Annotated in this window: 21 protein-coding genes; 4 read left to right on the top strand and 17 right to left on the bottom strand. The window is 61.8% G+C overall.

Annotated features, from left to right (window positions below; all coding sequences use genetic code 11):
- Nucleotides 1-278: 278 nt before the first annotated feature.
- Complete coding sequence (locus tag ACCD05_RS05095) at nt 279-1,319, top strand: substrate-binding domain-containing protein (protein WP_047512384.1); 1,041 nt, start codon at nt 279-281, stop codon at nt 1,317-1,319.
- Between the two features lie 92 nt (nt 1,320-1,411).
- Here ACCD05_RS05095 and gndA read toward each other — a convergent pair whose 3' ends face one another.
- Complete coding sequence (gene gndA, locus ACCD05_RS05090; RefSeq protein ID WP_018900641.1) at nt 1,412-2,842, bottom strand: NADP-dependent phosphogluconate dehydrogenase; 1,431 nt, start codon at nt 2,840-2,842, stop codon at nt 1,412-1,414.
- Between the two features lie 333 nt (nt 2,843-3,175).
- Here gndA and ACCD05_RS05085 point away from each other — a divergent pair, with 333 nt between their 5' ends.
- Both ACCD05_RS05085 and ACCD05_RS05080 read left to right on the top strand, forming a co-directional pair.
- On the top strand, nt 3,176-3,574 hold the full coding sequence (locus ACCD05_RS05085) for an SRPBCC family protein (RefSeq protein WP_111561952.1): 399 nt from the start codon (nt 3,176-3,178) through the stop codon (nt 3,572-3,574).
- A 9-nt stretch (nt 3,575-3,583) separates the two neighbouring features.
- Nucleotides 3,584-3,937, top strand: a complete 354-nt coding sequence (locus ACCD05_RS05080; protein WP_413391432.1) for a VOC family protein — start codon at nt 3,584-3,586, stop codon at nt 3,935-3,937.
- Here the strand turns inward: ACCD05_RS05080 and ACCD05_RS05075 are convergent, their stop codons facing one another.
- The 14 genes from ACCD05_RS05075 to ACCD05_RS05010 all read right to left on the bottom strand — a co-directional run bounded on the left by ACCD05_RS05075 (nt 3,938) and on the right by ACCD05_RS05010 (nt 16,896).
- Nucleotides 3,938-4,672 carry a PAS domain-containing protein gene (locus tag ACCD05_RS05075; RefSeq protein WP_181459236.1) on the bottom strand — a complete coding sequence of 245 codons (735 nt, stop codon included), beginning with the start codon at nt 4,670-4,672 and terminating at the stop codon, nt 3,938-3,940.
- Nucleotides 4,673-4,841: 169 nt separating this feature from the next.
- A complete protein-coding gene (locus ACCD05_RS05070) occupies nt 4,842-5,774 on the bottom strand; it encodes a lipid A biosynthesis lauroyl acyltransferase (RefSeq protein WP_413391430.1) in 933 nt (310 codons plus the stop codon).
- A 4-nt stretch (nt 5,775-5,778) separates the two neighbouring features.
- Nucleotides 5,779-6,807, bottom strand: coding sequence for a zinc-binding dehydrogenase (locus ACCD05_RS05065; RefSeq protein WP_047505452.1), 1,029 nt, complete (start codon nt 6,805-6,807; stop codon nt 5,779-5,781).
- Nucleotides 6,808-6,927: 120 nt separating this feature from the next.
- Nucleotides 6,928-8,214 (bottom strand): beta-ketoacyl-ACP synthase, encoded by a 1,287-nt coding sequence (locus ACCD05_RS05060; RefSeq protein ID WP_047505454.1) that lies wholly within the window; start codon nt 8,212-8,214, stop codon nt 6,928-6,930.
- 11 nt (nt 8,215-8,225) lie between these two features.
- Entirely contained in the window at nt 8,226-9,422 is a 1,197-nt protein-coding gene (locus tag ACCD05_RS05055) for a beta-ketoacyl-ACP synthase (RefSeq protein WP_413391427.1), read from the bottom strand.
- Nucleotides 9,419-9,901 carry a 3-hydroxyacyl-ACP dehydratase FabZ family protein gene (locus ACCD05_RS05050; RefSeq protein WP_026283376.1) on the bottom strand — a complete coding sequence of 161 codons (483 nt, stop codon included), beginning with the start codon at nt 9,899-9,901 and terminating at the stop codon, nt 9,419-9,421. Before ACCD05_RS05050 ends, ACCD05_RS05055 begins: the two co-directional genes overlap by 4 nt.
- Nucleotides 9,902-10,123: 222 nt before the next feature.
- Nucleotides 10,124-10,402: an acyl carrier protein gene (locus ACCD05_RS05045; RefSeq protein ID WP_018900650.1), complete on the bottom strand. Its 279-nt coding sequence runs from the start codon at nt 10,400-10,402 to the stop codon at nt 10,124-10,126.
- A gap of 162 nt (nt 10,403-10,564) precedes the next feature.
- Entirely contained in the window at nt 10,565-10,993 is a 429-nt protein-coding gene (locus ACCD05_RS05040; RefSeq protein ID WP_413391424.1) for a L,D-transpeptidase, read from the bottom strand.
- A 108-nt stretch (nt 10,994-11,101) separates the two neighbouring features.
- Nucleotides 11,102-12,082: an adenosylcobinamide-phosphate synthase CbiB gene (gene cbiB / locus ACCD05_RS05035; RefSeq protein WP_413391422.1), complete on the bottom strand. Its 981-nt coding sequence runs from the start codon at nt 12,080-12,082 to the stop codon at nt 11,102-11,104.
- Nucleotides 12,079-13,080, bottom strand: a complete 1,002-nt coding sequence (cobD, locus tag ACCD05_RS05030) for a threonine-phosphate decarboxylase CobD (RefSeq protein WP_413391420.1) — start codon at nt 13,078-13,080, stop codon at nt 12,079-12,081. Before cobD ends, cbiB begins: the two co-directional genes overlap by 4 nt.
- Nucleotides 13,077-14,420: a cobyrinate a,c-diamide synthase gene (locus ACCD05_RS05025; RefSeq protein ID WP_413391418.1), complete on the bottom strand. Its 1,344-nt coding sequence runs from the start codon at nt 14,418-14,420 to the stop codon at nt 13,077-13,079. Before ACCD05_RS05025 ends, cobD begins: the two co-directional genes overlap by 4 nt.
- On the bottom strand, nt 14,417-15,259 hold the full coding sequence (gene cobA / locus ACCD05_RS05020; protein WP_413391416.1) for a uroporphyrinogen-III C-methyltransferase: 843 nt from the start codon (nt 15,257-15,259) through the stop codon (nt 14,417-14,419). Before cobA ends, ACCD05_RS05025 begins: the two co-directional genes overlap by 4 nt.
- A 177-nt stretch (nt 15,260-15,436) precedes the next feature.
- The gene (locus ACCD05_RS05015; RefSeq protein WP_413391414.1) at nt 15,437-16,387 is read right to left on the bottom strand and encodes a nucleoside hydrolase; all 951 of its coding nucleotides are present in this window, start codon (nt 16,385-16,387) and stop codon (nt 15,437-15,439) included.
- An 89-nt stretch (nt 16,388-16,476) separates the two neighbouring features.
- On the bottom strand, nt 16,477-16,896 hold the full coding sequence (locus ACCD05_RS05010; RefSeq protein WP_413391412.1) for a cobalamin biosynthesis protein: 420 nt from the start codon (nt 16,894-16,896) through the stop codon (nt 16,477-16,479).
- Nucleotides 16,897-17,003: 107 nt separating this feature from the next.
- Between ACCD05_RS05010 and ACCD05_RS05005 the strand changes: the two genes are divergently transcribed.
- Nucleotides 17,004-17,789: a TSUP family transporter gene (locus ACCD05_RS05005; RefSeq protein WP_413391410.1), complete on the top strand. Its 786-nt coding sequence runs from the start codon at nt 17,004-17,006 to the stop codon at nt 17,787-17,789.
- A gap of 3 nt (nt 17,790-17,792) precedes the next feature.
- On the opposite strand, the gene ACCD05_RS05000 is transcribed toward ACCD05_RS05005, so the two are convergent.
- The gene (locus ACCD05_RS05000) at nt 17,793-18,218 is read right to left on the bottom strand and encodes an EamA family transporter (protein WP_413391408.1); all 426 of its coding nucleotides are present in this window, start codon (nt 18,216-18,218) and stop codon (nt 17,793-17,795) included.
- Nucleotides 18,218-18,862 carry a cob(I)yrinic acid a,c-diamide adenosyltransferase gene (gene cobO / locus ACCD05_RS04995; RefSeq protein WP_037178722.1) on the bottom strand — a complete coding sequence of 215 codons (645 nt, stop codon included), beginning with the start codon at nt 18,860-18,862 and terminating at the stop codon, nt 18,218-18,220. Before cobO ends, ACCD05_RS05000 begins: the two co-directional genes overlap by 1 nt.
- Nucleotide 18,863 lies beyond the last annotated feature (1 nt).

Below are 18,863 nucleotides of genomic sequence, written 5' to 3'. Positions count from 1 at the left end.
CACTTCGATTACAACATTGTTTTATATCTCTTTATTTCACTGGTATCATGACATAATTTCCAGATGGCGTTCGCAGACGCAAAAAATTCGTGCAAAAATCACCGATTCAACCAATGAGGGTGATTGGGTTAGAGCCATCGCAAAAAGCGCTCGACATTTTTACTGTAACGTTACAGATTTTAAGGCCCGTGGGAGGGAACGGCATTTGTGTATTCAGGCTTACAGCGCTGCGAAAAGCATCTATAAGCGAACCAAATCGCGTAGGACGGCCTAGAGGGATGAAAAACAAAGCGAATTTCGGGGCGACGGTGACCGAGGCATCTCGGGAGAGACCGACACTGAAGACGATTGCCTTCATGACCGGCCTCGGCATCACCACGGTTTCTCGCGCATTGAAGGATGCACCCGATATCGGCGCGGAGACCAAGGAACGTGTGCGGATGGTGGCAAGCCAGCTCGGCTATCAGCCGAACCGCGCCGGCGTGCGCCTCAGGACTGGCAAGACCAACGTCATCGCGCTCGTTCTGAGCATCGATGAGGAGATCATGGGCTTCTCGAGCCAGCTGGTCTTCGGCATCTCCGAGGTCCTGACCGGCACGCCCTATCACATCGTCGTCACGCCGCACTCGCACAGCAAGGACCCAATGCTGCCGGTGCGCTACATACTGGAAACAGGCTCGGCCGACGGCGTCATCATCTCCCGCATCGAGCCTGACGATCCCCGTGTGCGCCTGCTCAGCGAACGCAACATGCCGTTCGCCACGCATGGACGCACCGATGCCGGGCTGATGCACCCGTTCCACGACTTCGACAACGAAGCCTTCGCTCACCAGGCGGTCGAGAAGCTGGTTGCGCGCGGTCGCAAGCGCATCGCCCTCCTCCAGCCTCCGAGCAAGCTCACCTATTACACGCACACGCGCATCGGCTTCCAGACCGGCCTGCACGACTACGGCGCCGAGGAAGTGCCGCTGCGCGTCACCATCGACACGCCGCTGGACGAGATCCGCAACGCTGTGGAAACGATGATGCGCTCCAGCAACGCACCCGATGGCATCGTCTGTCTCGCCGGCAGCGCCGCCATTGCCGTCAACGCCGGCATCGAAGCCGCCGGCAAGCGCCTCGGTCACGATGTCGACATGGCCTCGAAGGAATCCGCGCCGATCCTCAACTGGATCCGCCCGGAGATCATCACCGCCTATGAAGACGTCCGCCACGCCGGTCGCGAGATGGCCAAGGCCGTCATCGCCCGCATCGATGGCGTCGAACCTGAGATGCTGCAGAGCGTTAGCCAGCCGGTGTGGGCCAAACCCGGTTCCTGAACGCACCAATTTCGACGGTCCGCGGATCATTACCTTAGACGCAAAACAGCCGGGCCAATGGCCCGGCTGTTGTCATTTTCAGAAAGCTAACCTTAGAAGGTCGCCGCACCGCTGCCCCATGGGCCGTGGTGGAAGTCCTTGCCGTCGAGGCGATCGAAGCCGTGGGCGCCGAAGAAGTCGCGCTGTGCCTGGATCAGGTTGGCGGTGCCGCGGCCCTGGCGGTAGGCGTCGAAGTAGGTGAGCGCCGAAGTCAGCGCCGGAACCGGCAGGCCAGCCTGCAGGGCAGCACCGACAACGCGGCGAAGCGCCGGCAGCGATTCCTTGACCATATCCGCGAAGGCCGGCGTCACGATCAGGTTGGCGACGTCAGGCGCCTTGGTGAAGGCCGAGGTGATCTCGTCGAGGAACTGCGAGCGGATGATGCAGCCGTCACGCCAGATCTTGGCAATGGTTGGCATCGGCAGCGACCACTTGAACTCGCGCGAGGCTTCCGCCATCACCGCGAAGCCCTGCGCATAGGCGCCGATCTTGGCGGCGAAGAGAGCCAGTTCCAGATCCTTGACGAGCTCGGGACCGTAAGCGACCGGGAAGTTGTATTCCGGCTTGCCGAAGATCTTCTCGGCGGCTTCGCGCTCGGTCTTCATCGACGACAGGCTGCGGGCGGCAACGGCCGCTTCGATCGCCGTTGCCGGAATGCCCATGTTCTGCGCTTCGATCGCCGACCATTTGCCGGTGCCCTTCTGGCCGGCCTTGTCGAGGATCATGTCGACCATGGCGCCGCCGGAGATCGGGTCGGTCGCGGCCAGAACCTTTTCGGAAATCTCGATCAGGTAGGAGTTCAGGCGGCCCTTGTTCCAGTCGCCAAAGATGCCGGAGATGTCCTTGGCGCTCTTGCCGAGACCGTCGCGCAGGACGCCGTAGATTTCGGCGATCATCTGCATGTCGGCATATTCGATGCCGTTGTGGATCGTCTTGACGAAGTGACCGGCACCGTCATTGCCGAGCCAGGCAACGCAAGGGTCGCCCTTGTACTTGGCGGCGATCGAGGTCAGCACCGGCTCGACGCGCTTCCAGCTATCTTCCGTGCCGCCGACCATGATCGACGGGCCGTGACGGGCACCTTCCTCGCCACCGGAAACACCCATGCCGATGAAGGTCAGGTCGGTGTCCTTGAGGCGGTCGAAGCGGGCGATCGTGTCACGGAAGTTGGCGTTGCCGGCATCGATCATGATGTCGCCCTTCGATAGATGCGGACGCAGCAGCTCCATCTGCTGGTCAACCGGCTCGCCGGCCTTGATCATGATGATGATCGGACGCGGCGGGCGGATCGCCTCGACGAATTCCTCGATCGTCTTGCACGGAATGATCTGCTTCTTCAGATCGCCGGCGCTTTCGTAGAACTCGTCCGTCTTGTCAGGCGTGCGGTTGAAGACCGCAATCTTGTTGCCCTTTTCCGCGATGTTCAGAGCGAGGTTGGAACCCATGACCGCAAGGCCGATCAGCCCGATTTCTGCCTTTTCCACAATATCTCTCCGGTTAGAGCATGTCGCGCAAAAGTGTGAAGCGGTTTTGCGATAACGACATGCGGTAAAACAAAGATCTAAAGCGCAACGAGTGAATCTGAAAGATCGCGAGGCGCTTTAGTCAAATTGGACCGGTGTTGTGGCACTCTCTGGCTCATACGGCAAGTTCGATTCGCCCCGGATCGGTCGCGTATTGCGTGCGGCGCGAAGTGAACCATATTGCCAACGAGGCCCTGATGTCGGCGATTTTGGCGTCGGCGGCATTCGAGCGGCAACGATGCGCGGTCGATATGCGACGTTAAGCCGCCCATGAAAATGAAGGAGGAGCAAGCGATGGCGACAATGCCGGCGAGAATCATTCACAGGTCCATCCAGAGAAACTGGCGAGACGTATGGGCTTTTGCCGGTGCGCCCGAGAACATGCCGCTCTGGGCATCGGGCCTCGCATCCGGGCTGGAGAAAAGCGGCGACGACTGGGTCGCCACGGGTGTCCTCGGCACGGTGCGCGTCAGCTTCGCTCCCCACAACGAATTCGGCGTTCTCGACCATACCGTCACGATAGCAAACGGCTTGCGCGTCTATAACGCGCTCAGGATCGTTCCGAACGGCGATGGTTGCGAGGTGATGTTCACATTGCTGCGCCTGCCGGATATGACCGATGAGCAGTTCGAGGCCGACGCGGCGCATGTCGCACGCGATCTTGAATCGCTGAAAAAGCTGATGGAAATCTAGGAAGCACCGATGACACAAGTGAAGACCGAGCTTCGCATCGACTATGTCGAATTCAACGTCGCCGATATCGAGCGCTCCAAGGCGTTCTACGGCAAGGCTTTCGGCTGGCGGTTTACCGACTACGGCCCCAACTACTGCGAATTCGACGATGGACGCCTGAAGGGCGGCTTCACCAATCTCGAGGCACCCCGCCCCGGCGGCCCGCTCGTTATCCTCTATGCCGATGACCTGCCGGCCGCGCTGGAAGCGGTCGAAGGTGCAGGTGGCAAGATCGTGCGCCCGATCTTCGGCTTCCCGGGCGGCAGCCGTTTTCACTTCGCCGATCCCGATGGATACGAACTGGCAGTGTGGACGAAGGCCTGATCAGGCGGCGAGATTGGCCGCCGACGATGACGATCCGGCATCCTGCGAGACAATAAGCGCCCCGATGATATAGCCGGACGAATCGCGCAGCGGTGACATGCGGTACCGTGTTTTCTGAACGACGTTTTCCTCGCGCCGTTCATAGATCTGATCGCATGTTCCGCCCGCGAAACACGCGTCGAGCATCTCTTTGACGCAATCCACGAACCGCGCTTCGCCCAGCACGTCCTTGATATGCCGCCCGACCATCTCGAACGGCTTGCGCTTGGCGTAGGCGGCACTCGCGGCGTTGGCGTAGAGGTAGCGATAGTCCTTGGTCACGACCGCGACCCGATCCGGCAGGGATTCGAGGATGGCCGAGTTCAGGAAATTGCCGTTGTCGGTATTGGGCACGTAGGCGGCAGGCGCCGACACCCGCTCCCGGTCCATGCGCTCCAGCGGCGGCATCTGCCAGCGTGGAACGGTCGACCCGAGATACTGCTCCATCAGGTAGGAAAGCAGCTTCACATGCTCACGCACGGATTCGCTGTCTTCGGCATACTGATCGATCAGGCAGCCGACGAACTGCATCTGCATGTGCGCGTAGAACAGATTGGTGGCGCGATAGCCGAGGATGGTGTCGATAAGCGCATCGATCGAGCTGTCGAGACTGCTCACCCGCGCATCATCACCGACCCGTATAGCCTCGTCAATTTGCGAACATCGCAACGAGAACGCCTGAAAAAGCCCGAGCACGACACCTCCCATGCCGATTTCCGTGAGGGAATTGCTTCGATGTAAATGATCATGACGGCACCTTTACCGTTCATAATCCTTCCTGTCAGAAATCGGTAACATGACGCCACTTCATGTTCAATGACGAAGAAGGCTTGTTTTTCAATGACAAGATTTGAGGGATTCCCCTCTACATGATCTGTCGCTTGATTTCCCATCGATCATGATACCAGAGCCACTGCTCCGGGTATTCACGCACCCAGCTTTCAACCTTGTCGTTCAGCAACTGGGCCGTAGCCGTCAGATCGAGATTGCCCTTCTCATCCCGGGGCAGCTCCACCTTCGGCTCGATTTCCAGCCGGTAGCGATTGCCGGGAAGGCGGATGCAGCGGGCCGGATAGACCTCGCAGTTGAACTGGCGCACCAATTTTCCGAGAAGAGGATTGGTCTTCACCGGCAGGCCGAAGAATTCCGTCTTCAGGCCACGGCCGAATTTCTGGTCGACAAGCACGCCGACCCCCTGCTCCGCTTCCAGCTGGCGGGCGAGCGCAAACGACGATCCGGCATGCGACGGCACCAGCTTGCCCATGCGGGCGCTGCGGAAGTCGAACACCTTCTGGGCCACGTAAGGATTATTCGGCGGCCGAAAGAGGACGCTGACGTAGAGACCGAAGGCGGCACCAGCCACCGGCAGCAGTTCGAAATTGCCGGTATGGCCGGTAAAGACGATGAAGGGACGCGGGTTCTCAAGAAGATCGAGAAAGATCGGGATCCCCGACACCTCCACCCTGCCCGGCTCGCTCTTCTCGGGATCGAAATCGAACAGCCGATCGAGAAACACGTACTCCGCCGCAAGCCGGCCCATATTGGCCCAGCTGCCAAGCGCGATCCGGTTGATCTCCTCGTCGCTCTTTTCGGGAAAGGCGTTGTGGAGATTGGCCAGAATCAGCTTGTGGCGCTTCATCTTCGGGCCGATCTTGCGCATCAGCCAGTCGATGAAGTTGATCGCCCCGTCGGCCGGGAAGATCTTCAGGAAGTTCAGGAAGCCGAACATCACCTGCGCGATCAGCCACTGGCGAAAATGGTCCAGTTTCAGGACGATCCGGGTGATGAACAGCTCCAAGGGATCAATCCATCTTCAGGATGATCTTGCCGAAGATCTGGCGCGATTCCATGCGCTCCAGCGCCCGGTCGATATCGTCGAAGCTGACTTCGGTGTCGATGACGGGGTGCACGAGGCCACGGCCCATCTTCTGCATGGCGTCGGCCATGTTCTCCATGCGGCACCCGAAGGAGCCGAGCAGCTTCAGCTGCTGCTGGAACAGCATCATCAGGTTCATGTCGGTCGAGACGCCCGATGTCGAGCCGCAGGTGACGAGACGCCCGCCGCGCTTCAGGCAGAGCATCGAGCCCGCCCAGGTATCCTTGCCCACATGTTCGAAGACGACGTCGACGCCCTTCTTCTTCGTGAGCTTGCGCACCACGCCCTCGAAGCGGTCGGTGCGATAGTTGATCACGTGGTCAGCGCCCAGCGCCTTGGCCTTCTCGATCTTGTCGTCGGAGCCAACGGTGGTGATAACGGTGCAGCCGATCTTCTTGGCAAGCTGGATCGCCGCCGTGCCGATGCCGGACCCACCGGCGTGGACGAGAATGGTTTCGCCCGGCTCAAGCTTGGCGTTGTCGAACAGCATGTGCTCGACGGTGCCGAAGGTAACCGGCGCGACAGCCGCACCAACGGCATCGACGCCGGGAGGTGCAGGCACCAGCAGGCGCGCCGGAAGGTTGACCTTCTCCTGCGCGAAACCATCCAGATGGAAGCCGTGAACGCCCGAGACGTGTTCGCAGAGATTGTCGCGACCTTCGCGGCACGGACGGCAGAGACCGCAGGTGCGCGCGCCATAGACGGCGACCAGCTGGCCCGGAAGCACGTTGGAGACGCCCGGCCCGATCGCCTCGACGACACCCGATGCCTCGGCACCGATGACGAGCGGCATCTTGCGCTTGGCAAACGCCATGCCGCGCCAGCCCCAGACGTCGATATGGTTGAGCGCGACCGCCTTGACGCGCAGCGTCACTTCGCCGGCGCCGGGCGCATCGGGTTCAGGCAGATCGGTGATCTCGAGCTTGCGGTCGTCGATCAGTTGCAGAGCGCGCATGGCAAAATCCTTCGCGGTCGCACCAGCCGGACAGCCGATGCGCGGTTTATGTTTGCTGTTGCGTGCCGCAGGCCCTTACCGGGCGCAGCCGCAACAATGGAATTTATGGTCGCGAACCGCTTAAGCCGGTTCCAGCGCCATGACAAGGCTGGCGTTCTGGCCGCCGAAGCCGAAGGAGTTGGAAAGCACAGCGTTGACCTGCGCATCCCGCTTCACATTCGGCACCACGTCGAGAACGATCGCCGGATCAGGGTTGGTGTAGTTGATGGTCGGCGGCAGCGTGCCGGTACGCATCGTCTGCAGCGAGAACACGGCTTCCACGGCACCAGCCGCCGTCAGCGTATGGCCGATCATCGACTTGTTTGATGACAGCGGGATGGAGGCCATGCGGTCGCCGAAGACTGCGAGCATCGAGCCATATTCCATCTTGTCGTTCTCAGGCGTCGAAGTGCCATGGGCGTTGATATAGCCGATATCGCCTTCATCCATGCCGGCATCGGCAAGAGCCGCGCGGATCGTCGCGATCGCCGGGCCGCCGTCCGGCGAGGACCGGGTGCGGTGGAAGCTGTCGGCCTTCTCGCCGGCGCCCTTCATGATGCCGAGAACCTTGGCGCCGCGCGCAATCGCCGATTCCAGCGATTCCAGCACCAGCGTCGCGGCACCTTCTGCGATGACGAAGCCGTCGCGGTCCTTGCTGAACGGCTTTGAGGCCTTGGTCGGGTTGTCGTTCTGCGTCGACAGGGCCGAGAGCAGCGAGAAGCGGATCAGCGCTTCGGCGCTGACCGAGCCGTCGGTCGCCACGGCAAGCGCGCGGTTCGTGCGGCCCTGGCGGATCGCCTCGATGCCGAGCTGGATCGCGGTCGCGCCCGAAGCACAGGCCGTCGACAGCGTCACCGGAAGGCCGCGCGTGCCGAAACGATCGGCAAGACGCTCCGAGATGGCGCCGAACAGCGCAGCTTCATGGAAGGCCGGATCCGGACGCTGGCGCATCGCCGTCAGGAAACGGTCGTAAGCGTCACCCGGCTGCGAGGGCGGCGGCGAACGATCGCCGAGTTCGAAGCGGGCAATCCACTCCGGCTCGATCGGCGGTGCGGCGAGAAACAGCGGGCCGTTGAAATCGCCTGAGATGTCGGCGTCAGCAAGCGCCTCAATCGTCGTCTCGCGCGCGAATGCATAGGAGCGCTCGACAGCGTTTGGTGCCGGAACGTCGATGAAATCGACAGTGCCGGCGATGCGCGTCGAAAGACCGTCCGTCGGAAAGCGATTGATGTCGTGGATACCCGATTTGCCCGATATCAGCGCCGACCAGTTGTCCTTGAGGCCCTGCCCCAACGAGGTCATGATGCCGACGCCGGTAACAGCCACGATCGGGCGGCCGAGATGATCCTTGTAAGCTTGATCCGTCATGTGCCTGCTCCTCACGCGTCCGCCGACAGAACGGCGACGCCTTCGCCACGCTGATGCCCGACCGTCGTGACGACAGCGGCCTTCGTGCCTGAACTCATGGATTTTTCATGGGCGCCGTCGAATGCCGGCACCTTGGCCTCGCCGTCGATGGCAAGGGCGGCCAGCGCCAGCCCGAGGGTGAAGTGCGCTTCCAGCCCGTGGCCGGTCACGCCGCCGAAGCCGCGGATGGCAGCGCCCGGCAGCTGATGCTCCAGAACCGCCTTCTCGCGCGAGGCGAGCTCGGGCATGCCGGAGGAACCGGAGAAGATCGCCGTGCTCTCGGCAGCCAGGCCCTTGGCCGGTTCGAGCAGCCGCTCAAGGCGCTTTTCGAGATTGCCGGCGCCGCGATTGCCGCGATCGCCTTCGATGGAGGAGATCGTCGAATAGATATGAGCACCGCGCGCTTCGGCATGCGCCCGCGATTCGAGCACCAGGAACGCGCCGAGCGAACCGCTGGTGATGCCGCCATCCTTGCGCGACCACAAAGGCTGCCAGTCGCCACGCGAATGCGAGCCGATCGCCTCGAACAGCAGAACCATGTCGAGACGTTCGGCCGAAAACGCGCCGCCGACCAGCGCATGCGAGGATTCGCCCGACTTGATACGGTAGAACGCGGTCTCGACGGCGGAGATGCCGGCCGATTCCTCACCCATGAAGGTGCGCGACGAGCCAGTGACCTTGTGAACGATCGAGATGTTGCCGGCCAGCAGGTTGGAGAGCTGCGCCAGGAACAGCGTCGGACGAAGCTCGGTCGTCAGCTTCTCATTCAAGAGCACTTCGCGGTCGTTGCGCTTCAGGCCTTCATCGACGATCAGCGTGTCGACATTGATGTCGCGCTCGCCGCCGCCGGCCGCCACGATCATGTCCATCGTGCCGCAGGCTTCGACATTGTCCTTGAGACCGGCGTCGTCGAGCGCAAGGCCCGCCGCGAACACTCCGATGCGCTGCCAGTTTTCCATCTGCCGCTGATCGCCGCGCTTGGCGATCTGCAGCGACCAATCCACTTCGGGCAGCGGATGGATCGGATAGGGCTTGAACTTCTCGGTCTCGACGACCGTCTTCGGCGCTTCGGCGGCGTTGAGCAGCGCAATATGCGGCTCCTTGCCGACGCCCTGACAGGTTACGATACCGACGCCCGTGATGACGACATCATTCTGAGCCTTGCTCATCCATTCACTCCCTGCGCAGCGATTGCATCCATCAGGCCGATTTCACTGGCACGTTTCTTGACGATGTCACCGAGCGGTATTTCGCTGAAAGGCATGGTGCGCAGCTTCAGCTGCGCGTCGCAAACCTTCTTGCCGCCGCTGGTGATCTTGGCCTTGGTGACCGCGAAGCCCGATCCGTCGTGCTCCAGAAACGCCTCGATATCGAGAACCGCCTCCGGCTCGACGAAGGTGCGCATCTTGGCGCCGTCGACCGACATCAGGAACGGCATGGCCGCGAAATCGGTCGCCGCCAGCACCAGCATGCCTGAGGCCTGCGCCATGGTTTCAATGAGAAGCACGCCCGGGACAAGGGGCATGCCGGGAAAATGACCTTCGAACACCGGGCTTTTCGCCGGCACGACGGAGCGTGCCTTGAGTGTCTTGGTCTGAAGGTCGACCGCCTCGACGCGATCGATCATCTGGAAGTATTCCAGGAGCATCGGATCCTCCGGCCGCACAGGCAACATGCCGTCGGCTAGAGCGCCGTGCATCCGATTGGACGCACAAAGGACGCTCTATCATTTTTTAATCGACAGGACCGAGCCTTGCGAAAATCGGAGCCGATTTCGCAAACCGCGACCCTGTGGGCCTACTTAGTAACAAAACCGCCCGGCCGCCATGGTGAATGGCGACAGGGCGGAGAAAAAAATTGTGCGTATCGATCAGGCCTTGGCGGCGCGCAGTTCGTCGATCTTGGCGCAGAGGTTCTTCAGCACGAAGTATTCCGACGTGGAAACCTTGCCCTCGTTGACTTCCTGCGTCCACTTTTCGAGCGGGATCTTGATGCCGAATTCCTTGTCGATGGCGAAAACGATATCGAGGAAGTCGAGGCTGTCGATACCGAGGTCGTCGATCGTATGGCTTTCCGGCGTGATCGTATCACGATCGATCTCGCTGGTTTCTGCAATGATGTCGGCAACTTTATCGAATGTAGCGGTCACGCCTGTACCTCTTGGAAATGATAGTTTTCCCCCTCATAGGCAAATCCATTTCAAAAGCCAATGCTTTCGTCCAGCCCAACGCGCAATTTGCGCAGGCACTGTTGCTCAAACAGCATGCACGGAAAGGCAGCCGGCAACCGTTTCCGCGACGTTTCGCCTCGCTCAGTTGGTAACAACAACCCGCGTATTGGCCAGTCCCGCCTGCCGCGTCATGTCGAAAAACTGCGCCGCATTATTGGGATGCAGGCGAATGCATCCATGCGATGCCGGGCGGCCGAGACGCTTCAGATCGAAGGTCGCATGCACGGCATAGCCGCCATTGAAGAACACCGCATACGGCATCGGCGCGTCGTCGTACTTCTTCGAGCGATGGTCGCGCGACAGCCACTTGGCGCTCCACGAACCGACAGGCGTCCTATAACCGGAGCGCGCCGTCGAAACCTTCCAGCGGTATTTGACGAAGCCGTTTTCGGTGACCGTCATCGTCTGCGAACTGATGCTGATCTTCGCGATCAAGGTCGAGGCCTCGGCCGTCACGGCCGAAAACTGCAGCAATACGATCGCCGCAGCTCCTGCAAGTATAGTTCTCATCGTCCCCTCGTTCATTCTGCATGAATACAGTTGAACAAGACTACACAGTGAGACGTTACATCCGCTTAAGGAGCATGGTAATCAATATGATAACAGTATCGCGTCGATCTACAGAAGAAACAGGAAGATCACCAGCGTAACAAAGGCAAGAACAGAGCAGCTGGCATAGAAAACGGAGACCGCGCTCTCAATATCCTCGATGACGGCGGTCTCTCTTCCGCCGCCATTGATCATCGGCTCCATCACCACGACACCGGAATAGACGCGCGGCCCCGCGAGCTGCACGTTGAGCGCGCCCGCCATCGCCGCTTCCGGGCGGCCGGAGTTCGGCGAGCGATGCATGCCCCCGTCGCGCATCGCGATCTTGAACGCCTCGCGGCACGCATCGCCGCCACGTCGCAGCCACGCGCCCGCCGCGATCAGCGCGATCGACAGCCGCGCCGCCGGCCAGTTTGCGAGATCATCGAGCCGCGCCGACGCCCAGCCGAAATCCACATAGCGTTCCGACTTGTGGCCGATCATCGAATCCGCCGTGTTCAGCATCTTGTAGGCAAGCAGACCCGGCAGACCGAACACCAGATACCACAGCGCCGGCGCGACGACGCCGTCGGAAAAATTCTCCGCCAGGCTTTCGATCGCCGCCCGGCAGACGGCCGGTTCGTCCAGCGTCTCCGGATCGCGACCGACAATCATCGACACGGCCTTCCGCCCACCGTCGAGGCCACCTTGCCGAAGACCGGTTGCGACGGCCTCGACATGATCGGCAAGGCTCTTCTGCGCCAGGAACACCGTGACGCAGAGAACCTCGAGCAGGATGCCCGCAAGCCCGAACAGCGCGAAGAAGAGATGCAGCGCGACACCCGCGACGATCGCGATCAAAAGCAGGGCCGCGATGACGAGCATGCCGTTGCGACGACGGCTTTTGCCTGGCAGTTCCGTTCGGTTGAACAGCGTCTCCATCCGCGAGATCGCCTTGCCGAACAGCACGATCGGGTGCGGCAGCCGCGCCCACAGCACATCCGGATCGCCAACGATCCTGTCGAGCATCAAAGCAAGCACCAGCACGAGAAGATTCAGTTCAAAAATCATCGATTGAAGCTCATCAGGGCATCGGCGAGCCTGAGGTCGCCAGTGGTATCCGCGGTCACACCGAAGCGCAGCCAGGAAGGGGCATAACCGAACTTGCGGACCAGAATGTGGTGCACGCACAGATGTGCCTGCAACGCATCCGCCGCCGCGTCTTCGACCAGCGAGAAAAGCGCGGTGCCGCCGCGAATGCGAAGCCCGCCTTTGGTCAGAACGCCACGCATCGCCTCGCTGCGCTGAGCGATCGCGCGCCGCAGCGGCTCTGTATCCGTGCGCAGCAGGGAGGCGGCAATCGACAGTGCAGGGCCAGAGACAGCCCAAGGGCCGAGCAGGCTCTCGAAGCGATCGAGAATCTCCCTCGCCGCGATGACGAAACCAAGCCGCAGCCCGGCAAGACCGAAGAATTTGCCGAAGGAGCGAAAGACGATGAGGTTGGCATGATCCACAACATGGCCGGCGACACTGGCGTCAGGAACGGTATCGCCGAACGCCTCGTCGACCACGAGAAGCCCTCCCCGCGCCGCCAACCGACGCGCAAGATCAAGGAGCGTTGCGGGCCGGTAGATCCGGCCATCGGGATTATTCGGATTGACGATGACGACAAGTACGTGATGGTCGCCGACCTCTTCGATCCCATCAAGCCGATCGACCTCGGCTTCCGCAATAACAAAGGCCCGCTCATATTCGCCGTAAGTCGGCCCGAGGATCGCCACCCGTCCGCCCGCAGCGATTAAACGCGGCAGAAGCTGGATGACGGATTGAGTGCCGGGCACCGGCAACGGCAGGCTGTCGCCGCTTCCGTAATAATCGCGCGCTGCCTCGCGCGCCTCGTGGACAAGATGCTGGTCCGGCAACCGATGCCAGGCGCGCATGGGGATATCAGGCAGGACGGCCGGAAACGGGCTGATACCGGTCGAAAGGTCGAGCCAATCCTCGGGCTTGCCGCCATAAAGTGCCGCGGCGGCCGTTATGCCGCCGCCATGGATGATCGGGGCATTCATCGTGTCGGTCCACCCGCGCTACCCGAGGCCTGCCCGCTCACCTGAGCCGCCACATCGATCAGGTGCATGTACGACCCGGCCACCTGCCAGCGCTGCAGGCCGGCCGTGCCAAGATCGTTGTTCAATGCGTCGGTCACCTTGAAAAGCCGGTCCGCCTCGCCTTCCGAAACCACCGACGAATAGTGAAACTCGTGCGCCGTCATCGGCTGCGTGAAGAACGAGCCGTTGATCGGATAGACACGCCGATAGCCGAGATGGCGCCTGCGCTCCTCATAGCTGGTGACCAGCGGCAAAAGCCCGAGCATCTCGTGGCGTTCGCCGCTTGCGTCCACCAGCCCGTCGCCCATCACCATGTAACCGCCGCACTCCCCATAGATCCGCACCCCGCTTTCAGCAGCCTGACGCATGCTCTCGCGAAAGGTCGAGGCGGCGGCGATCCGTCCGGCGTGCAGTTCCGGGTAGCCGCCCGGGAGATAGATGGCGTCGGCGGTGCGCTCCGGCGGCTCGTCGGCAAGCGGCGAGAAGAATGAGATATCGGCGCCACGACGTCGCCAGCCGAGCAGCATGTGCTCGTAGCAGAAAGCAAAGGCGATATCGCGCGCCACCGCGATCCGGCTGCCGAGCGGCGGCAGGCGGTCGATGTTGGCGGTCGAGGGCCGTGCGAAACCCTGCCTTGCGACACGCATCAGGAAGTCGAAATTGCAGTTCTGCGAGACCGCCTGCGCCGCATGCTCGACGAATCTCTCCAGCGCCTCATGCTCACCGGCCTGCACCAGACCGAGATGCCGCTCCGGCAGCGCGATCTCGGCGTCACGACGCACAACGGCGATCACGGGCATGCGGCTCGCCTCGAGCGCCTGGCGCAGCATCATCTCATGCCGATCGCCACCAACCTTGTTCAGGATGACGCCGGCAATCCGGACATCGGCGCGAAAACCGGCAAAGCCGGCCACAAGGGCCGCAACGGATTGCGACATATGCGACGCATCGACCACCAGCACGACGGAAAGACCCAGCATCGCCGCCAGATCCGCCGCCGTGCCCTTGCCGTCCGCCGCCCCGTCGAAGAGACCCATCATCGCCTCGATGACAAGCAGCCGATCGCCGGAGCGATGCAACGTCGCGTTCGCGGCGATCAGCTCGGGGCGCATCGCCCAGGGATCGAAATTGAGACAGGCGACTCCGCTCGCCGCGGCATGGAAGGCCGGGTCGATATAATCAGGCCCCGCCTTGCCCGGCGCGACCTCCACCCCGCGCTTGCGAAGCGCCCTGAGGAGCCCAAGCGTCACCGTCGTCTTTCCCGACCCGGAGGACGGGGCTGCAATCAACAGACCACTCATTCCGTCTCCTTACTGCCGGACCTCCGGAACGGATCGGGATGCAACCGTCGTCCGGCCAGCGCACCCAGCCAATCGAGAGAACCACGCAACCGCACCACCTCGCCGACCACCACGATCGCCGGCGGCTCGATACCCGACGTCAGCGCCGCGGCCGGTGCCTCGCCGAGCGTTGTTTCCAGCACCTGCTGCGCGCTCGTCGAAGCATTGCAGACGAAGGCAACCGGCTCGTTGCGCGAGCGCCCCGCGGCAATCAGGTTGGCACTGATCTCGGCAATATGCTTCATCGCCATATACATGACGATGACCGGCGAACCCTTGCCTATAGCATCCCAGTTTATCGCGTCCGGCACCAGCCCCGATGAATTGTGGCCGGTCAAAAACGTCACCGCATGATTGATGTCGCGGTGGGTCACGGGGATACCCGCATAGGCGAGCCCACCGATCCCCGCCGATATCCCCGGCACGATGCGAAACGGAACGTTATATTCGACGAGCGTCAGCGCCTCTTCGCCGCCACGCCCGAAGACGAAGGGATCGCCGCCCTTCAGCCTTAGAACGCGATTGCCCGCCTGCGCGAGCTCGACGAGGCGAAGCGAAATGTCGCGCTGTTTGGCGGAAGGCTTGCCGCCGCGCTTGCCGGCATATTCGAGAACGGCGCCCGGCCGCGCCAGCTTCAGGCATTCGGCATCGACCAGCGCGTCATGCACGATGACATCGGCTTCCATCAGTCCCTTGACCGCAAGCAGCGTCAAAAGGCCCGGATCGCCGGGCCCCGCGCCAACGAGCCAGACACTGCCGGGATCCATCGCCGGGAGGTGAGAAAGTACCGTTTCGATCATGACGATGATCTATGCCCGGCGGACCACGACGTCAACGCCGCAAACGCGGCGAAGATGCAGGTCACGGTCACGCCGATTGCGGCCCCCAAAGCGGACTCAAAATATGAGGATATCGGCGCAAGCGGCTGAATGGATTCGCCAATGCGCTTGCGCCGAAATACCGATGACGATTGCCGACTAAGCGTTGAGCAACGTGTCGCGGATCAGGTCGATGACCTCTTGCGACTGAATGCCGGTGCAGGCGATCTGGCTCGGCAGGCCGTCCCAATCGCCCGGCGGGAAACGACGGCCGTCCTGCTTGATGATCGTCTGGCCATCGGCGATACCGCCGCAGGCTACGCGCATGGCCCCTGAGATCGTCGTAAACAGCTCTGGCGCCACGACATAGACGCAGGCACAGCTGTCATGCACCATCATCCCGTCCTCGACGGCATGCTTGTAGAAATCGATGTAGAATTGCGAGAGCTTTTCGAGCAGTTGCACGGCCTTGTCGCCCTTGGCGGCCATCTCGCCGAGATAGCTGCGGCTCATCGTGGTGATCGCGGTGACATCGAGACCGATGACGACAACCTGCCACGGTGCGGTGAGCACGATATCGGCGGCCTCGGGGTCGCCATGAATATTGGCTTCCGCGACAGGCGTCACATTACCAGGCACATAGAAATTGCCGCCCATGATGACGACCTGCTTCACCAGCCCGGCAATCTCAGGATCTTCCTTCAGCGCCAGTGCGAGGTTCGTCATCCGCCCGACGGCCACCAGCGTCACCTCACCCGGATTGGCGCGCACCGTGTCGATGATGAACTTGTAGGCCGGGCGCGGATCGAGCGGCACGTCGACGACTTCGGGAACGTTGATGTTGCCGAGCCCGTCATCGCCATGCACGAAGGTCGGCCAGGCGCCTTCCTTGCGCGACGGATCGATCGTGACACTCGCTCCCTTGGCGACAGGTGCCGGGATGTTCCATTCGCGCTTGAGGAACAGCGCATTGCGCGTCGTCGTCTCGATCGAGGCGTTGCCGAACACGGTCGTGATGCCGATCAGATCGATGTCGGCATGACGGTGCAGGAAAAGCAGCGCCATCGCATCGTCAACACCCGGATCCGTGTCGTAAATCACCTTATGCATAATCGTCCCTCTTGCATGTTTTCATGTCATACCTTGGCAGCCGCGCGACAGAACCGCTGCGGCTGCATCGGCGGTCACCATAGCGAGCGCTATTCTTTCCGCAACAGGGCGCGTGCGATCGCGGCCGTCGCATGCGCCGATTTGATTTTCGGCAGCACAAGCTCGGCATCGGGCCCGATCGCCGCAAGCGCCGCGGATTCCGCAACCCCATGGCAGCCCACCCGCGCGAAGACGACATCGGAAGGGTTCTTGATCCTCGGCGTCTCCCTCTCCAAAGCTTCGGCGTCGAAGAACACCGAGGGAACGGCAAGGCGCGCGGCAACCACCGCCATCGCCGGCTCGTCGCGACGGGAATCGATCGAAGCCAGCCCGGCCACCTGACCGGGCTCGATACCCGCCATCTCCAGAGCCGAAGCGACCAACACCATGACCTCTTCAGGCGCGGTTCCCCGCTCGCAGCCGAGGCCGAGCACATAGCGGCGCGTGGTATCGAAGGAGAGTGCGGTCATGCGATGGAAAAGCCGGTTGCCTGTATTGCGCAAGCCATTGCAGCCCTAGCCGGTAAATGCAACAAGCGCGCCAACACAGTGCATTCGCAGTCCCACAGGTTCCTCCATTGTACGACCTTGCCCCTCACCTCATCCTTCTCCTTGCCGCTGCAGCCTTCTTTGCCGGTTTCGTCGATGCCATCGCCGGCGGCGGCGGTCTCATCACCGTTCCGGCAATGCTGATCGCGGGCATTCCGCCGCTCCAGACGCTGGGCACCAACAAGGTGCAATCCCTGTTCGGCGCCGGATCGGCGACGATCGCCTATGCGCGCAAGGGACACGTCAATCTTCGTGAACAGCTGCCGATGGCGCTGATGGCCGTCATGGGCGGCTCGCTTGGCGCGGCGCTGGCGACCATCGTGCCCGGCGACGTGCTCCGCGCCGTCATGCCGGTGCTGCTCGTGGTCATCGCGCTCTATTTCGCGCTGAAACCCAATCTCGACGATGTCGACAAGCATCGCCGCGTCACGCCCTTCGTCTTCGGCCTGACACTTGTTCCTGTCATCGGTTTCTACGATGGCGTGTTCGGCCCTGGCACCGGCTCGTTCTTCATGCTCGGATTTGTCTCACTGGCCGGTTTCGGCATGCTGAAGGCGACCGCCCACACCAAGCTCCTGAACTTCGGCTCGAACCTCGGCGCCCTCATCGTCTTCGCCTCCTTTGGCGCGACGCTATGGAAACTCGGCCTGATGATGGGCGTCTGCCAGTTTCTCGGTGCACAGCTCGGCTCACGGCTCGCCATGCGCATCGGCGCGAAGCTGATCAAGCCGCTGCTCGTCATCGTCTGCATCGCGTTCACGATCAAGCTCTTGTCCGACCCCGCCAATCCGCTGCGCGTCTGGCTGGGGCTCTGAAGCTCAGAACAACGCGAGAAGCAGCGCTCCGCCGGCGATCAGACTGACGCCGAGCCAGTTCATCATGTTGAGCTTCTCGCCGAGAAAGACGACGCCGAAGATGGCGACGAGGACGATCGACAGCTTGTCGATCGGCGCGACGCGAGCGGCATCGCCGATCTTCAGGGCGCGGAAATAGGCAAGCCACGACGCTCCGGTCGCAGCGCCCGAAAGGCAGAGAAACAGCCAGGTCTTCGACGAGATGCTGGAGAACGGCTGCCACTGCCCGCTCGCCAGCACGATGGCGCTGATGATGACAAGAATGACGACGGTACGCATCAGTGTCGCGAAATCAGAATTGACGCCGGCAACGCCGATCTTAGCGAAGATCGCCGTCAGCGCCGCGAAAGAGGCGGACAAGACCGCCCAGAAAACCCAACTCTGCGTCATCAGAACTCCACGCCTGCCTGCCCCTTGATGCCTGAGCGGAACGGATGCTTGATAAGCTCCATCTCCGTCACCAGATCGGCAATCTCGATCAGCTCATCCTTGGCATTGCGCCCGGTGAGAACGACGTGAGTCATATAGGGCTTTTCCGTCTTCAGGAACTCCACGACCTCGTTGATATCGATGTAGTCGTAGCGCAGCGCGATGTTGATCTCATCGAGCAACACCATCGAGTTCCGCTCGTCGCGGATCAGCTCCTTGGCCTTTTCCCAGGCAGCACCGGCGGCCGCGACATCGCGCGCGCGATCCTGCGTCTCCCAGGTAAAGCCCTCGCCCATCGTATGGAACTGGCAGACATCGGAGAAATGCTTCTCGATCAGATCGCGCTCGCCCGTCCACATCGCACCCTTGATGAACTGCACGACAGCGGACGGCTTGCCATGCGCGATATGGCGGAAGATCATCCCGAAGGCGGAGGAAGACTTGCCCTTACCCTTGCCGGTGTGGACGATGATCAGGCCCTTCTCGCCTGTCTTCGTCGCCATGATCTTGTCGCGCGCGGCCTTCTTCTTAGCCATCTTCTCACTGTGGCGCGCGTCGTCGTGGCCGGTGGCCTCCGTAGTGGTCTCGGTGGTTTCCTCAGTCATG

The sequence above is a fragment of the Rhizobium sp. Rhizsp42 genome (assembly GCF_047304155.1).
GTDB lineage: Bacteria > Pseudomonadota > Alphaproteobacteria > Rhizobiales > Rhizobiaceae > Rhizobium.
Note: the sequence above shows the minus strand (reverse complement) of the source record. Positions and strands in the feature narration are given on the sequence as shown.

Coding starts and splice junctions, on each gene's coding strand:
- cobO (WP_037178722.1), bottom strand. CDS start 18,862: ATGACTGAGGAAACCACCGAGACCACTACGGAGGCCACCGGCCACGAC.
- ACCD05_RS05050 (WP_026283376.1), bottom strand. CDS start 9,901: ATGCTCCTGGAATACTTCCAGATGATCGATCGCGTCGAGGCGGTCGAC.
- ACCD05_RS05040 (WP_413391424.1), bottom strand. CDS start 10,993: ATGAGAACTATACTTGCAGGAGCTGCGGCGATCGTATTGCTGCAGTTT.
- ACCD05_RS05060 (WP_047505454.1), bottom strand. CDS start 8,214: ATGACGGATCAAGCTTACAAGGATCATCTCGGCCGCCCGATCGTGGCT.
- ACCD05_RS05080 (WP_413391432.1), top strand. CDS start 3,584: ATGACACAAGTGAAGACCGAGCTTCGCATCGACTATGTCGAATTCAAC.
- ACCD05_RS05025 (WP_413391418.1), bottom strand. CDS start 14,420: ATGAGTGGTCTGTTGATTGCAGCCCCGTCCTCCGGGTCGGGAAAGACG.
- ACCD05_RS05095 (WP_047512384.1), top strand. CDS start 279: ATGAAAAACAAAGCGAATTTCGGGGCGACGGTGACCGAGGCATCTCGG.
- ACCD05_RS05065 (WP_047505452.1), bottom strand. CDS start 6,807: ATGCGCGCTCTGCAACTGATCGACGACCGCAAGCTCGAGATCACCGAT.
- ACCD05_RS05085 (WP_111561952.1), top strand. CDS start 3,176: ATGGCGACAATGCCGGCGAGAATCATTCACAGGTCCATCCAGAGAAAC.
- cobA (WP_413391416.1), bottom strand. CDS start 15,259: ATGATCGAAACGGTACTTTCTCACCTCCCGGCGATGGATCCCGGCAGT.
- ACCD05_RS05000 (WP_413391408.1), bottom strand. CDS start 18,218: ATGACGCAGAGTTGGGTTTTCTGGGCGGTCTTGTCCGCCTCTTTCGCG.
- ACCD05_RS05055 (WP_413391427.1), bottom strand. CDS start 9,422: ATGAGCAAGGCTCAGAATGATGTCGTCATCACGGGCGTCGGTATCGTA.
- cobD (WP_413391420.1), bottom strand. CDS start 13,080: ATGAATGCCCCGATCATCCATGGCGGCGGCATAACGGCCGCCGCGGCA.
- ACCD05_RS05015 (WP_413391414.1), bottom strand. CDS start 16,387: ATGCATAAGGTGATTTACGACACGGATCCGGGTGTTGACGATGCGATG.
- ACCD05_RS05010 (WP_413391412.1), bottom strand. CDS start 16,896: ATGACCGCACTCTCCTTCGATACCACGCGCCGCTATGTGCTCGGCCTC.
- cbiB (WP_413391422.1), bottom strand. CDS start 12,082: ATGATTTTTGAACTGAATCTTCTCGTGCTGGTGCTTGCTTTGATGCTC.